At 72.4% G+C, this 13,228-nt stretch carries 16 protein-coding genes and 1 tRNA gene; 8 read left to right on the plus strand and 9 right to left on the minus strand.

Annotated features, from left to right (window positions below; all coding sequences use genetic code 11):
- The first annotated feature begins 67 nt into the window (after positions 1 to 67).
- The 5 genes from Q0R63_RS12215 to Q0R63_RS12235 all read left to right on the plus strand — a co-directional run bounded on the left by Q0R63_RS12215 (position 68) and on the right by Q0R63_RS12235 (position 4,642).
- The gene (locus tag Q0R63_RS12215) at positions 68 to 919 is read left to right on the plus strand and encodes a radical SAM protein (protein WP_295697565.1); all 852 of its coding nucleotides are present in this window, start codon (positions 68 to 70) and stop codon (positions 917 to 919) included.
- Positions 916 to 1,164 carry a hypothetical protein gene (locus tag Q0R63_RS12220; protein ID WP_295697567.1) on the plus strand — a complete coding sequence of 83 codons (249 nt, stop codon included), beginning with the start codon at positions 916 to 918 and terminating at the stop codon, positions 1,162 to 1,164. Before Q0R63_RS12215 ends, Q0R63_RS12220 begins: the two co-directional genes overlap by 4 nt.
- A 96-nt stretch (positions 1,165 to 1,260) precedes the next feature.
- Complete coding sequence (locus Q0R63_RS12225) at positions 1,261 to 2,181, plus strand: putative selenate ABC transporter substrate-binding protein (protein WP_295697569.1); 921 nt, start codon at positions 1,261 to 1,263, stop codon at positions 2,179 to 2,181.
- Positions 2,178 to 2,924 (plus strand): ATP-binding cassette domain-containing protein, encoded by a 747-nt coding sequence (locus Q0R63_RS12230; protein WP_295697571.1) that lies wholly within the window; start codon positions 2,178 to 2,180, stop codon positions 2,922 to 2,924. Before Q0R63_RS12225 ends, Q0R63_RS12230 begins: the two co-directional genes overlap by 4 nt.
- Complete coding sequence (locus tag Q0R63_RS12235) at positions 2,921 to 4,642, plus strand: ABC transporter permease subunit (RefSeq protein WP_295697572.1); 1,722 nt, start codon at positions 2,921 to 2,923, stop codon at positions 4,640 to 4,642. Before Q0R63_RS12230 ends, Q0R63_RS12235 begins: the two co-directional genes overlap by 4 nt.
- Before the next feature lie 197 nt (positions 4,643 to 4,839).
- Here the strand turns inward: Q0R63_RS12235 and Q0R63_RS12240 are convergent, their stop codons facing one another.
- The 6 genes from Q0R63_RS12240 to Q0R63_RS12265 form a co-directional block, all read right to left on the minus strand.
- Complete coding sequence (locus tag Q0R63_RS12240; protein WP_295697574.1) at positions 4,840 to 5,112, minus strand: hypothetical protein; 273 nt, start codon at positions 5,110 to 5,112, stop codon at positions 4,840 to 4,842.
- 35 nt (positions 5,113 to 5,147) lie between these two features.
- Entirely contained in the window at positions 5,148 to 5,990 is an 843-nt protein-coding gene (locus tag Q0R63_RS12245; RefSeq protein ID WP_295697575.1) for a Bax inhibitor-1/YccA family protein, read from the minus strand.
- 87 nt (positions 5,991 to 6,077) lie between these two features.
- The gene (locus Q0R63_RS12250) at positions 6,078 to 6,659 is read right to left on the minus strand and encodes a gamma carbonic anhydrase family protein (protein WP_295697589.1); all 582 of its coding nucleotides are present in this window, start codon (positions 6,657 to 6,659) and stop codon (positions 6,078 to 6,080) included.
- A gap of 62 nt (positions 6,660 to 6,721) precedes the next feature.
- A tRNA-Leu gene (locus Q0R63_RS12255) sits at positions 6,722 to 6,795 on the minus strand.
- Positions 6,796 to 6,889: 94 nt separating this feature from the next.
- Complete coding sequence (locus Q0R63_RS12260; RefSeq protein ID WP_295697577.1) at positions 6,890 to 7,450, minus strand: peptide deformylase; 561 nt, start codon at positions 7,448 to 7,450, stop codon at positions 6,890 to 6,892.
- A gap of 19 nt (positions 7,451 to 7,469) precedes the next feature.
- Positions 7,470 to 8,000, minus strand: coding sequence for an ACT domain-containing protein (locus Q0R63_RS12265; RefSeq protein WP_295697579.1), 531 nt, complete (start codon positions 7,998 to 8,000; stop codon positions 7,470 to 7,472).
- A gap of 74 nt (positions 8,001 to 8,074) precedes the next feature.
- On the opposite strand from Q0R63_RS12265, the gene Q0R63_RS12270 reads away from it, so the two are divergent.
- From Q0R63_RS12270 to Q0R63_RS12280, 3 genes are read left to right on the plus strand one after another with little or no spacing between them, the layout of a single operon-like run.
- Positions 8,075 to 8,806 carry a hypothetical protein gene (locus tag Q0R63_RS12270; protein WP_295697581.1) on the plus strand — a complete coding sequence of 244 codons (732 nt, stop codon included), beginning with the start codon at positions 8,075 to 8,077 and terminating at the stop codon, positions 8,804 to 8,806.
- Positions 8,803 to 9,393 (plus strand): hypothetical protein, encoded by a 591-nt coding sequence (locus Q0R63_RS12275; protein WP_295697582.1) that lies wholly within the window; start codon positions 8,803 to 8,805, stop codon positions 9,391 to 9,393. Before Q0R63_RS12270 ends, Q0R63_RS12275 begins: the two co-directional genes overlap by 4 nt.
- Positions 9,390 to 10,025, plus strand: a complete 636-nt coding sequence (locus Q0R63_RS12280; protein ID WP_295697584.1) for a hypothetical protein — start codon at positions 9,390 to 9,392, stop codon at positions 10,023 to 10,025. Before Q0R63_RS12275 ends, Q0R63_RS12280 begins: the two co-directional genes overlap by 4 nt.
- A 66-nt stretch (positions 10,026 to 10,091) precedes the next feature.
- Here the strand turns inward: Q0R63_RS12280 and Q0R63_RS12285 are convergent, their stop codons facing one another.
- The 3 genes from Q0R63_RS12285 to Q0R63_RS12295 form a co-directional block, all read right to left on the minus strand.
- The gene (locus Q0R63_RS12285) at positions 10,092 to 11,471 is read right to left on the minus strand and encodes a hypothetical protein (protein WP_295697586.1); all 1,380 of its coding nucleotides are present in this window, start codon (positions 11,469 to 11,471) and stop codon (positions 10,092 to 10,094) included.
- A 35-nt stretch (positions 11,472 to 11,506) separates the two neighbouring features.
- Positions 11,507 to 12,343 carry an inositol monophosphatase family protein gene (locus tag Q0R63_RS12290; RefSeq protein WP_295697587.1) on the minus strand — a complete coding sequence of 279 codons (837 nt, stop codon included), beginning with the start codon at positions 12,341 to 12,343 and terminating at the stop codon, positions 11,507 to 11,509.
- The coding region (locus tag Q0R63_RS12295) for a glycerophosphodiester phosphodiesterase family protein (protein ID WP_295697588.1) at positions 12,333 to 13,228 on the minus strand (896 nt) is incomplete at its 5' end. The genes Q0R63_RS12290 and Q0R63_RS12295, both read right to left, overlap by 11 nt.

The raw sequence follows: 13,228 nt of genomic DNA on the forward strand, positions 1-13,228 counted from the left end.
AAAGCCGTAATCCGGACGTTACCGATTCCCGCGGCGCCGACCGGGCCACCGACTCACAGTTGACTTCATGACTGTCGACGAGGGCCGGGCCGCAGCCACCCCCACTCCCGTGGGGGACGTCAACCGCCTCGTCGACGGGGGCGACATGGACTGCGGCAGCGGCCTGCTGCTCCTCATCACCCGGGCGATGCGCCGGCTCGAGCACGGCGATCTCCTCGGCATTCGCAGCGCCGAGCCCTCTGTGGCGGTCGACCTGCCGATCTGGGCCGAGCTCGTCGGCCACGAGGTCGCCCACGAGCACGTCGAGACCGCCGGCGGACCGTGGTGGTTCGCGGTCCGCAAGGTGGTCGGCCCGGCACAGGACACGATGTTCACCCTCGGGGACCGCACGCCCGTCGGCCAGCGGCTCTGGGCCTACACGAACTTCGACTGCAACCTCGCCTGCAGCTATTGCTGCGCGGAGTCCTCGCCGAAGGCCGCAGCACGTCGGTTGACCCCCGAGGTCGCCCGGGAGGTCTTCGCTCAGTTCCGCTCGATGGGCGGTCGCGAGCTCTTCCTCACCGGCGGTGAGCCCTTCATGCATCCGCAGCTCGGGGAGCTGGTGGAGGCCGGGGACGGGCTTGATCGCACCATCCTCACCAACGCGATGGTCTTCGCCCGCGGCACGAGGCGAGCCACCCTGGAGCAGCTCGACCGCTCGGTGGTCCTCCAGGTCAGCCTCGACTCCGCAACGCCTGAGGTGCACGACGCCCAGCGGGGGGCCGGGTCCGGACGAGGGCCCTCCGCGGCATCGGGGAGGCCCGGGCCCTCGGCTTCCGGGTGCGGGTGGCCGCGACGCTCTACGACGAGGACCCGGCCGGAGTGCGGGCCCTGCACGTTCGGCTCGACGACGAAGCCATCGACCCGCAGGAGCGGGTGATCCGGCCGGTCGCCCTCGAGGGCTTCGCCGGCGCCGGGGTGCACGTCTCGCTGGATACCCTCGAGCCGGAGCCGACGGTCACGGCGGACGGCGCCTGGTGGCACCCGGTGGCTGTCACCGACCCCCACCTACGCATCGCCGACTCGCCGCTTCCCCTCGCGGAGGTCTTCGCCGTCGTGACCGACACGCTCGCCGTCCAGGACGCCGCCGCCCGGAGCGGCCGGGAGGTCTTCCGCTGCGCCTGAGCTTCCGCTGCGCCTGAGCATCGACGGACCCAACCAGGCCCCGCCCGGCAGACAGGGGGGCCTCTATCCTTTTCCCCGCCCCGATCGGAGACCCTCTTGACCGCCCTCAGCCGCCGCCACCTCCTGCTCGGGAGCGGCAGCCTCGCCCTGCTCGCCGGGTGCGGCACCTCCGCGTCGTCGACGACCTCGAGCGGGCGCTCCGGCGCACCCCTCACGGTCTCGGCCATCCCCGACCAGAAACCCGAGAAGCTCAACCGGCTCCACCCCGCCCTGGCTTCCCGCCTCGCCGCCGTCACCGGTCTGGAGGTCTCCTACAAGCCGCTCACCGACTACGCCGCCGTCGTGCGGGCGTTCGAGGTCGGCGACATCGGACTGTCGTGGATGGGCGGCCTCACCGGGGTGCAGGCACGCTCACGGGTGCCGGGGGCGCGAGCCATCGCGCAGCGCAACATCGACGCGGACTTCCACACGCTGTTCATCGCGAACACCGCGGCAAAGCTGTCCCCGTTCACCGACCTGACCGGACTCCGAAGCCTCGCCGGGCACTCCCTCACCTTCGGTAGCCAGACCTCGACCTCAGGTCGACTCATGCCGGAGTACTTCATGAAGCAGGGGGGCCTGCAGCTGTCCTCGCTCAAGGGAAAGCCGGGCTACTCCGGGTCGCACGACGCCACGATCGAGGCCGTGTCCTCAGGAAGCTTCGAGATCGGCGCCGTCAACGAACAGGTGTTCACCACGACCCAGAAGGCGGGCAAGGTCGACCTCTCACGCGTTGTCGTCCTCTTCCGGACCCCGGGCTACAGCGACTATCACTGGCTCGTGCGGCCCGACCTCGACGCGGTGCACGGCGCCGGAGCGACCCAGAAGATCACCGACGCCCTCCTGGGGCTCAAGTCCGGGGTCCCGGCTGACGCGACCATTCTCGACCTCTTCGGCACGACGTCCTTCATCCCGACGACGAACGCCAACTACGACAAGCTCGAGGCGGTCGCCAAGGATCTCGGCCTGCTGGCATGACCTCGGGCGACCCGGTGCTCCGGCTGTGCGGGGTCGAACAGCGGTTCGGGCTCCGGACCGCCCTGTCCGGCATCGACCTCACCGTGCACCCCGGCGAGCGCGTCGCCCTCCTCGGCGCCAGCGGCGCGGGCAAGAGCACGCTGCTCTCGGTGCTGGGCGGATCCCTCCCACCCACCGGCGGGACGGTCGAGATCCTCGGTATGCCGCTCGCCGGGCTCCGCGCCGCCGGCCTGCGCGCGGCGCAACGCCGGATCGGCACGGTCGGCCAGCGGCTCGACCTCGTCGAGCAGGTGCGCGTGCTGCACAACGTCAACGTCGGGCGCCTCGGGCGGTGGAACACCGCGCGGGCCCTGACGGCGCTCGCCCTCTCGCGGACCGACCCGACCGTGGAGGCCGCCCTGGAGGCGGTCGGACTCGGCTGGGCGGTCCACGAACGCACCGAGCGGTTGTCCGGGGGCGAGCGTCAGCGGGTCGCCATCGCGAGACTGCTCGTCCAGGAACCCGACCTCGTCCTCGCCGACGAGCCCGTGTCGAGCCTGGACCCGTCCCGAGCGGCCGAGGTCCTCGACCTGCTCCGCACCGCAACGCCCGACGGGACGCTCGTCGTGAGCCTGCACCAACCCGACCTCGCCCGACGCCACTGCACCAGGGTCGTCGGGCTCCGGGGGGGACAGGTCGTCCTCGACCTGCCCGTCGCGGAGGTCGACGACCGACATCTCGCCGACCTCTACACCGCGGCGTGAGCCTCGACACCCGCGGGGAGCGCCTCGAGGGGCGGCCCGGCCCGCCGCGCGAGACCCTCGGCATCCGGGCGTCGACGGTCACGCGGCGTCGGCTCGTCGGTGTGACCCTCGTGCTGGCACCGGCGATCTGGGCCTTCGCCCGGGCCCTCGGGTCCGGGACCGACGTCGTCAACGCCAACGGCATACCGGTGCTCGGGCGGTTGCTCGCCGCGGCCGGCGACCCCGCCCACTCCGTCGCCTTCCTCGAGGTGGTGGCGCGCGCCGCCGGGGTCACCGTGGTGTATGCCGTCCTCGGCACCGCCGCTGCCCTCGTCATCGGTGCGCTCGGAGCCGTCATCCTCTCCGACGTCGCCTGGCGGGACGAGCCGGCTCCCGCTGTGCGCGCCGGACGCCTGGTGCTGCGAGCCCTGCTCGTCGCGGCCCGGTCGATCCACGAGGTGATCTGGGCCCTGCTGTTCCTCAGCGTGCTCGGGCTCGACCCGCTCGTGGCGGTCCTGGCCATCGCCGTCCCCTTCGGCGCCCAGACCGCGAAGGTCTACGCCGACATCCTCGACGCCGCACCCCGGCAGGCGTTGTCGGCGATGCGGGCCCGAGGGGCACACTCCGTGCCCGCCCTCGCCTACGGCCTCCTGCCACCGACAGCGCCGCTGCTGCTCAGCTATGCGTTCTACCGGTTCGAGTGCTCCCTCCGCTCCGCAGTGGTCCTCGGCGTCGTGGGAATCGGCGGCCTCGGCGCTGAGATCGTCGTCAGCCTGTCGTCGCGCAACTGGGACGAGGTGTGGACCCTCATCGGCGCCGTCGTCCTGCTGTCGGCAGTGGTGGATCTGTGGAGCTCGTCGGTACGCACGGATCTCGCGGTGGCGTCCTGCTCCGACTGGTCTGCTGGCAGCGTCGCCGCCACCAGCCGCACCCGATCGGTCCGGGCCCGCTGGTCGGCCGGGACGGCGGTGGCGGCCCTGGTCGTCGCGTGGTTCGCCTCGGGTGTCTCGTGGAGCGGTCTCGTCGCACCACGGACCCGCATGCTCACCGCCCGCCTGATCGACGAGATGGTGCCTCCGGCGTTGCCGTCCGGCGGCTGGCCCGAGCTCGGGGGCGCGGTCCTCGACACCCTCTCGATGGCGGTCCTGGCGATGGTCCTCGCCGTCGGTCTGTCCGTCCTTCTCGGGCCGGCGGCGACGAGGGTCCGACCGGTCCGGTTCCTGGCGGACCCGCCGCTGCGGTGGTGGACCCCTCGGACGGCTGTGAGGCCCGTGGCCCGGGTGCTGTTGCTGCTGCTACGGTCCGTGCCACCCACGGTCTGGGCCGCGATCGCCCTGCTGGTGCTCTTCCCGGGGATCCTCCCGGGGGCGGTCGCTCTCGGGCTCTACACCGGCGGGATCCTCGGGCGGCTGGTCGCCGAGGCCTGGGAGAACATCGACCTGCGGCCGCGGGACGCGCTGCGCGCCGCGGGTGTCCCCGCAGTCGCCGCCTCGCTCGCGGCCGTGCTGCCCCCGTCGTCACACCACCTGGTCACCTACACCCTCTACCGCTTCGAGATCTGCGTTCGCGACACGGCCGTCGTGGGCGTCGTCGGGGCTGCCGGTCTCGGGAGCCTGTTCGCCGAGAACCTCGACCTCTTCCGCTTCCCGGTCGTCACCACCCTGCTGCTCGCCTCGCTGGCCGTCACGGTCGCCAGTGAGGTGGCCGGGAGGTGGGTCCGGAAGGCCCTCACGGCCTGACCGCGGCGGGGGTCCTGACCGTGAGGCAGCCCCCCGTAGATGAGCCCGCGGGAGGCCGACCAGGGTGACCGGACCGACGATGGGGCCGGGCCCGATCACCATCTCCGTGACCGGAGCGCGGGGCCGAATTGCGGACGGCGGTCGAGCCGTTTCGCAGATCGGTCCGTTTCGAGTGCCCGCGGTCCGAGTGCCTGATCTCACAACGTCTTTCGGAGCGCGGTCAGACGGCCTGCCAGCTCCTGCCGCGCCTCCTTGCTCCCTGGGGGAGCCGCCGCGCACGCGTCGTGGACGAGGACCGCAAGCTGGTCCATGACCACGGCCGGGCCGAGGTCGGGGACCGGACCCAGGTCGCCGGCGAGGGTGTCGAGCAGGCGCCGGACGAGCGGCATACGGGCCTCGGCGGTGGTCAGCGGCAGCTGCCGCCATCGTTCGGCCACCCGACGCAGCTCCGCCGAGACCTCCTGCGGCACAGGCGATCTCGGCGGAGGCATAGCGGCTTGCGCGATCAGTTGCGGATGCGCGCGAGGAGCCGCAGGATCTCGATGTAGAGCCAGACCAGCGAGACGATGAGCCCGTGGGCCAAGAGCCAGGAGTACTTCTCCGGGACCTGGGCACGGACGGCCTGGTCGATGCTGTCGAAGTCGATCGCGAGCGAGTAGGCCGCGAGGCCGACACCCAGGATCGAGATCCCGATGCCGAGGAGGCCCGAGCCACCGAAGCCCCAGCCGCTGGTCCAGCCGGCGAAGAGGGCGACGACGTTGACGAGGCTGAAGAGCAGGTAGCCCATGATCGCCATGCCGAAGATGCGGCGCGACCTGCTGGTGACCCTGATCAGGCCGACCTTGTAGCCGAGGAGCATCCCGGCGAAGGTCGCGAGCGTGGCGAGCACGGCGGTCGTGACGATGCCGGGGAACCGCTGCTCCATGACCTGGCTGAAGGCCCCGACGAAGGCGCCCTCGAGGACGGAGTAGAGCAGGATCAGCGGGACGCTGACCTTCTTCATGAAGGCGATCGCGAGCCCGACGCCCAGGCCGAGCAGCATGCCGCCGATCCAGATCGGGAAGAGCAGCGTCGGGATGTCGCGGGTGAGCACCCACGCGACCCCGGCCGAGGCGAGGACGAGGGCGAACAGGCCCAACGTCTTCATCACGACGTCGTCGAAGGTCACCCGGCCGGTCTGGAGCGGTCCGGCCGACTGGCGGCGGTACATCTCGTCGAGGTCCTGCGGCGAGGCGTTCGGCGGGAGGCCCGCCTGGGGGTTCGGGGGATTCTGGCGGCCGAAACCGGCATACCCCTGCTGGTGCATCTGCTTCTCGATGCGGGAGAACACCGGGTTGTTGCCGGCCATCTGCTTCCTCCATAAAACGGTCGTGGGCTCGAGGTGAGCCTTCGGGGAGCGGCCCGCTCGTGTGCGCGGACGGCACTCCTTACTCATTCATGCGTTCGGCGGGCCAGTTTTGTTCCCGGCCAGCCCCGTGGACGCCGGGCCGGCACCTGCCGCCAGGTCGGCGTGCGCCGCCCGGTGCATCGCCGCGAGCTCGACGTAGATCACGCTGTTCGCGCGCAGCCGGACCAGGTCGCCCTCCGTGAGCTCGCGGCGCACCTTCGCCGGGACCCCGGCGACCAGCGAGCGGGGCGGGATCTCGGCGCCCTCGGGGACCACGGCGCCGGCCGCGATGAGCGTCTCCTCGCCGATCGTCGCGCCGTTGAGGATCGTCGCGCTCATGCCGACGAGGACCCCGTCACCGATCCGGCAGCCGTGCAGGACCGCCTGGTGGCCGACCGACACGCCCCGGCCGATGACGGTCGGGAAGCCCTCGTCGGTGTGCACGACCACGCCGTCCTGCAGGTTGCTGCCCTCGCCGAGCGTGATCGGGTCGAAGTCGGCGCGCAGCACCGCGGCGTACCAGACGCTGCTCGTTGCGTGCAACCGCACGTCGCCGATCAGCCAGGCGCCCGGCGCCACCCAGGCGGAGGGGTCGACGACCGGCTCGTGCCCGCCGAACGGGAGCAACAGCACTGACGACCTCGTCTCTGTGCGTGAATGGTGGGGCAGTTCCGGTCGGCACCGTCCTGGCGTGCCCCCGACGAGGTTCGAACTCGCACTTGGGCGATTTTAAGTCGCCTGCCTCTGCCGGTTGGGCCACGGGGGCGGCTCCACTGTAGGCGACCCGAGCGACCGATGACGGGGTCGGCGGGCGGGCACGCGCAGAACTGATCACCTGACCGACTCTGTGTGCCGGTGGCTCAGAGATACGTCCGCCGCGGGTGGACGGCGCCCGGCCCGGCGACCCGGTCGAGGAAGATCAGCCCCTGCGTGTGGTCGATCTCGTGCTGAAGCGCGACCGCCTCGAAGCCGTCGGTCTGCAGCTCCACCCACTCCCCCGACACCGGGAGCTGGCCCCGCACCGTCAACCTCCGGGCGCGGGCGACGTCGCCGGTGAGGTCGGGCACCGACAGGCACCCCTCCCGCCCGCGCTCTCGGCGACTGGCGGCGACCACCTCGGTGTTGCACAGCACGAACCGGCCGTGACACGTCCGCGTCTTCGCGTGCCCGGTCACATCGACGCTGAACACCTGCGCGGCGATACCCACCTGCTGGGCGGCGAGCCCGACACAGCCCGGCGAATCGGCCTGCGTGGCAAAGAGATCAGCGCCAAGCTGCACGATGACCGGGTCGCGCGGGTCGACGCGCTCGCCGCAGGTCGCGAGCACCGGGTCGGGAGCGGTGACGACCGGCCGGACCCGACCCGCACGCAGTGCGGGCATGACCCAGGCCGGGCGCGGACGGGCTGCGCCCTCGCTCACGACCACCCTCCCGTCCACCTCACAGCAGGTCGTCGTCGACCGGATCGAGGTGCACCTCGACGCCGACCTGCCGGGCCACCGCGGTCAGCTGCTCCTCCAGCCGCACCGGCGTCGCGCCGACGGGCAGCTGCAGCTCGGCGGTCAGCACGTAGAGGCCCCGGGAGAGCCGGGTGCCCAGGTCGACGATCGTGCCGCCGTTGTCGGCGACGACCTGCGTGATCGCCGCCACGATCCCCGGCCGGTCCGCCCCGTGCACCCGCAGCGTGAAGACGGCCCCCGAGGGCGCAGCGGCCTCGCCCACCGGCAGGGCCCGGACGAGGGCGGCGAGTCGCCCGTCGGTGGTGAGCGGGGCGAGCGCCGCCTCGATCTCGGCGACCGGCCGTTCGGTCCGGACGAGCACGACCATCGCGAAGTGTCCCCGCAGCAGGGTCATCGTCGAGTCCTCGAGATTGCCCCCCACGCCCGCCAGCGCCGCCGTGACGTCGGCGACGATCCCCGGCCGGTCGGTCCCGAGCACGGTCACGGCGAGGACGGACGCGGCTGTTTCCACGCAGGCAGCCTAGTCGCGCAGGAGGAGGCTCCCGGCATACCCACGTATGCTTCGGCCGTGCTGAGGGGGACGCGGTGACGGTCGACGGGCAACGGCCCGGCGCCGGGCGCCACCGTGCGCCGAACGATCCGGTCCAGCCGGGCCAAGCGGGTCAGCCGGGTGAGCAGGCCCTGCCGACGGACCCGGCCGGACGCCTGCGGACCTGGCTCGCCGATCGGCCGTTCCAGCACTATGCGTATGCCGTGGGCGCGGTCCTGCTGGCCCTCACCGGGATCTTCGGCGGGCTGCGCACGGTCGACACGACCGTCGCCCCGCTTGCCGGAGGCCGGCCCGTCACGGCTGCGCCGCTGACGATCACCATCACGCGCACGAGCTGGACGACCAACCTCGGGCCCCCGGGCAAGGCGCCGGCGGGACAGCGCTTCCTCACCGTCGCCGGCACCGTCCGCAACGACACCGCCACCTCGGTCGGCAGCGACGTCCTGGGTCGGGCCGTCCATCTGCAGGGCGTGCCGGACGTCTATCAGGACAGCTTCGGCGACGACGTCGGCGCGAGCGAATCCGCCTCTCCGTGGGGCATCTTCGTCACGCAGGACAGCACACGGCTGGCCTACGTCGGTCCCGGCCTGACCTACCAGGCCGCGTGGGTGTTCCGGCAGAAGGACACCCAGCCGGCGCCCACGTCGGTCACCGTCGAGGTCGACGGCCACACGTTCCGCGCCGACACCATCGACGGGACGATGAAGTGGCTGGACCCGGCGGTCGTCGCGACCGGGACGCTGCCCATGAAGGCGGCGGGTTCGTGAACCGCGTCAGCGCGCGGACGGTGACCTGGCTGCTTGTCCTCGTCGCGCTCGCCGTGACCCAGGTCCTGCAGAGCCACCTGCCCGATCCGACGAGCTCGAGCCGGCCCTTCGACCGCACCGGAAAGGTCGGCCAGACCATCGCGCTCCGTAGCGGCGATCTCGAGGTGACGACCGTCCGGGGGGCGACGAGCGCCGTCGTCGGGAGTCCGCCCGGCTTCCGCTCCCCCGGGGTCATCGTCGTCGCGTCGTTCACCTGGAGCGCGCGCACCGAGCGGGCCACGCTCTCCGCAGGCGAGCTCCGGGCGTCGTCGGGTCGGACCTACGTCGTGAGCGCCGTCGGGCTGGACCGTGGCCGGATCGACTGCGGCGCCTCGTCGCCCGGGCTCGTGCGGCAGTGCACCGTGCTCGTCGAGGCACCCCCCGACGCCCTGGAGGGGGCCACGCTCGTCCTGAGCCCCACCGACGACGGTCGCTTCGACGACGAGGCCGTCGTCGACCTCGGCATCGACGCGGCCACAGCCGCCCGGTGGGCCAGGACCGGCGCGATCACCGTCCCCGGAGGACACTACGTGGGGCAGGCGCCGTGACGGGCTGGTGGCGGCGCAACCGGATCGGGCTCGCGCTCGTCCCGGTCGCCCTGGTCGGCGCGCTCGCCGGCAACGCCTCGCGCCTCAACGACTACTGGTGGGCGATCGACCTGCACGCCCACCAGAGCGCGGGCGCCGACGGCGTCGTCCACTTCCGTGACCACTTCGACGACGGGCACGTCCGCTACCCCATCGAGGCCGACATCAGCCTCGTCTCGGTGAAGCGGGCGACGGGCGTGACCATCGACGGCGCCTCGCACCCCGTCTCGATCCCCGACGACTCGCAGCTGTGGGAGGTCACGACCCACTGGGTCGCCGATCCGGCCATTGCCCTCGACCTGTGCACGCTCGGCATCGAGGGCACCGACGGGCGCTACTGGGAGCGCTCGCAACCCGACCCCATCCAGGTCAACGACGCGATGATCCCCTACTCCGCGTGCGCTCCTGACGCGACCCCCGGCCCCATACCGCCGATCCCGCCGAAGACCCAGCTCGTCCAGCCTGCCCCGGAAGACGCCCGCCCGCGTTCCTACGACGTCACGACGTGGGTCGTGACGGCCAAGGACGCCGTGCCCGGCGAGATCCGGATCTGGTGGGTCAAGCCGGCATACGCCGCACTGCCCGTGCGCTGACCGGCCACCCTCACAGGCCCACAGCGTCCGCGCCGACGCGGCACCGGTATGCCGTTGCCGCGGACGCTACGGCTGGACGGCCGGCACCGGTGGCGAGGCGGCAGCGCGCGCCTCCTGACGACCCACGACGCGGTCGACCGCGGTGGCGACGAGGACGATGAGGAGCACCGTGTAGGTGCCCCGCGTCGCGAGCTCGACCCACGGCGAGAAGGCTAGGCCGGTGCTGAGGTCGCGGGGACCGATCACCACTCTGAACAGCTCGCCCATGAGGAACTCGCCGTAGCGGGCGAGGAAGAACACCAGGCAGAACAGCATCACCGACATGGCGCCCGTGACGACGAGGAGCCGGAGGGCGTCGCCCAGGGCAGCGAAGCGGTTGCGGACGTCGCCACCGAGATCGCGCCCGACCTTGCGGACCGGCGCCGGGAGCCGTTCTGCGCGGATGCGGACCCGCTGCACGCGGGTGTGCACGCGCTCCGGCACGACGACCAAGGGTGGTGCTGTCGCGGTGTCGAGCTTGCGCCCGAAGACCACAGCGCCGACCACGAGCCAGGCGATGGGGATCACGAGGATCGCGGCGGAGGAGGTGACGACCGCGTTGAAGGCATCGTCTACGGCACGCAGCGGGCGCCCGACGACGCCAAGGAACGAGACGAGAGAGTCGAAGTGGGTGGTGACCCAGTCGACCGCCGTCCGTTGGCGGACCCAGGCCCGGGCATCGCTCTTGAAGTGGTCGAGGTAGCTGGCCGCCGAGAACAGCCAGAACACCTCGATGTATGCCGCGATGAGCGCGAAGAGGACGTTGCGGTCGGCGAGCCTGAGCGCGTTGAAGACCCGGCGCAGGACAAGGGCCACGACGATGACGAGAAGGACGGCCGTGGTCGTCGAGGCAAGCAGCACCCGCGTCGCGTTCCCCGTGCCGCCGTAGAAGACGTCGGAGTTGGCGAACGACTCGTCGAAGGCCGCGGCGTTGATGAAGCTCTGGCGGTCCTCCTGGAGATAGCCCTGGGTCGAGTAGAGCGTGAGGAAGGGGACGAGCAGGCTGGCGACGAGGGAGAGCTGGGCGGTGGCCCGGCTCGTGAAGCGTGCCCGGGCAGGCGATTCCCCGGACGGACCGCCCGAATCACCTTGACCACCCTCGTCGCCCGCCGACCCGACGACGGGCCGGCCCTCGACCGAGAAGGACGCGAACCGCAGCGAGGGCCCGAGCCGGCGCAGCATCAGGATGAGGGCGACGAGCGAGGCGATGGGCGCGAGCGGCAGGATCAGCCCGGCCAGCGTCGAGTGGTGCTTGCTGACGTTCACTGCCAGCCAGAGGACCCCGCCGTGCGCGGCTGCGCCGAGGAGGTAGATCGTGATCAGCCACGGCCAGTGGCGGCCGAGCAGTCGCCCGCCGCCCGCGACGACGGTCGCCGCCTCGACCCCGAGCCCCCTCAACCGGTCCACGACGCGAGTCTACTGTGGCGCCCGATGGGCGACGGCTACTCGGCTGCCGCGGCCGACTCGCGAACGAGGGCCCCCAGCCGGACGGCGACCCCCGGCGCGGCCACGACGAACGGGCCCTCGTCTGGCCAGCGCGAGGCCCGGCCCAGACCGTCCAGGACGACGGCGCCGGCCTCGAGCCCGATGAGGACGGCGGCCAGGTGGTCCTCCGGGTGGAACTCGCCGATGACGGCGCCGGCGGCCCGGCCAGCACCGACGCTTGCGACGGTCAGGGTGCCCGAGCCCATGATCCGGGTCGTGCACATCTCCTCTCCGAGGACGTCGAGCAGCTCGAGCATCCCCGGCCACGGCACGTGGGAAGCCCACTCGGTGAGGACGACCGCGCCGGCGAGCGACTGCGCGGGCGAGGCGGTCACGGGCACGTCGAGCCCGTCCGACCCCCGCCGGTGGGCACCGCGCCCGACGACCGCCATGTGCACCTCGTGCCGCCAGGGGTCGGCGACGACACCGACGAGCGGTTGTCGGCCGGCGGCGAGACCCAGCGAGAACGAGGTCCACGGCAGGCCGGCGGCGAGGTTGGTCGTGCCGTCGACGGGGTCGCAATACCACGTCGGCCGGCCCGCCTCGGTGCCGCCGAACTCCTCTCCCACGACGTCGTGCCCGGGGAACGCAGTGGCCAGGTGGGCGCGCACGGCGCGCTCGGTCGCGAGGTCGATGTCGGTGACGACGTCCGCGACGTGCGCCTTGGTGCGCACCTCGCCGCGATCCGTCGACTGGAGCACCGCAGCCGCGATCTCGGCGCACTCGAGCGCGACGGTCAGTGCCCGGTCGAGGTCGACCTCCGGCCCGTCGTATGCCGGGTGGTCACCGGTCACGGCGCACCACCTCGAGGAGCAAGCCGATCCGGTTGCTGATCATGGCGTCGACGCCGCCCTCGGCGAGCCGGGTCATGTCCCCGGGGTCGTCGACGGTCCAGCAGGACAGCGCGAGGTCGTGCTCGCGTGCCCACGCCCGGCCACCCTGCTCCACGAAGGCCCAGTGCGGGTTGAACGCCTCCGGCCGGAGCGTCTCGACGAGGTCGTCCGACGGAGGACCGAGGCGGGCCTCCTCCCCCCACGAGAGGAAGATCCGCGCGTCGGCGTCGGCCGCCCGGACCTCCCGCATCCCGTCGAGGTCGCCGCACCAGATCACCTGGGTCGCACGCAGGTCCCCCGCCGTGACCGCCTGCTGCACGACCTGCCTGGCCGCGGCGGCATACCGGCCGGAGTCCATGTCGATGAGGACGGCGGCCCGGCCTCCCGTGAAGAGCCGCAGCACCTGCTCGAACGTCGGGATGCGTTGATCCACCTGGGGTTCGGCGCCGTCGACGGTGGCCGCACCGACCGCGGCGACGTCGGCCGCAGTCAGCTCCCGGATGTCACGGTCGACCTCCCAGAGCCGGCTGAGCGAGTCGTCGTGGAGGACGACGCTCACGCCGTCGGCGGTGGTCTTGACGTCGATCTCGACCACGTCGGCCCCGGCGTCGAGGGCGCCGCACCAGATCACCTGCGTCGCTCGCAGGTCGCCGGCCGCGACCGCCTGCTGCACGGCGTCCAGGGCGGCGGCGGCATACCGGCCGGAGTCCATGTCGATGAGGACGGCGGCCCGGCTTCCCGTGAAGAGCCGCAGCACCTGCTCGAGCGTCGGGATGCGTTGATCCACATGGGGTTCGGCGCCGTCGACGGTGGCCGCACCGACCGCGGCGACGTCGGCCGCAGTCA

It is taken from the genome of Lapillicoccus sp., assembly GCF_025353065.1.
Taxonomy (GTDB): domain Bacteria; phylum Actinomycetota; class Actinomycetes; order Actinomycetales; family Dermatophilaceae; genus Lapillicoccus.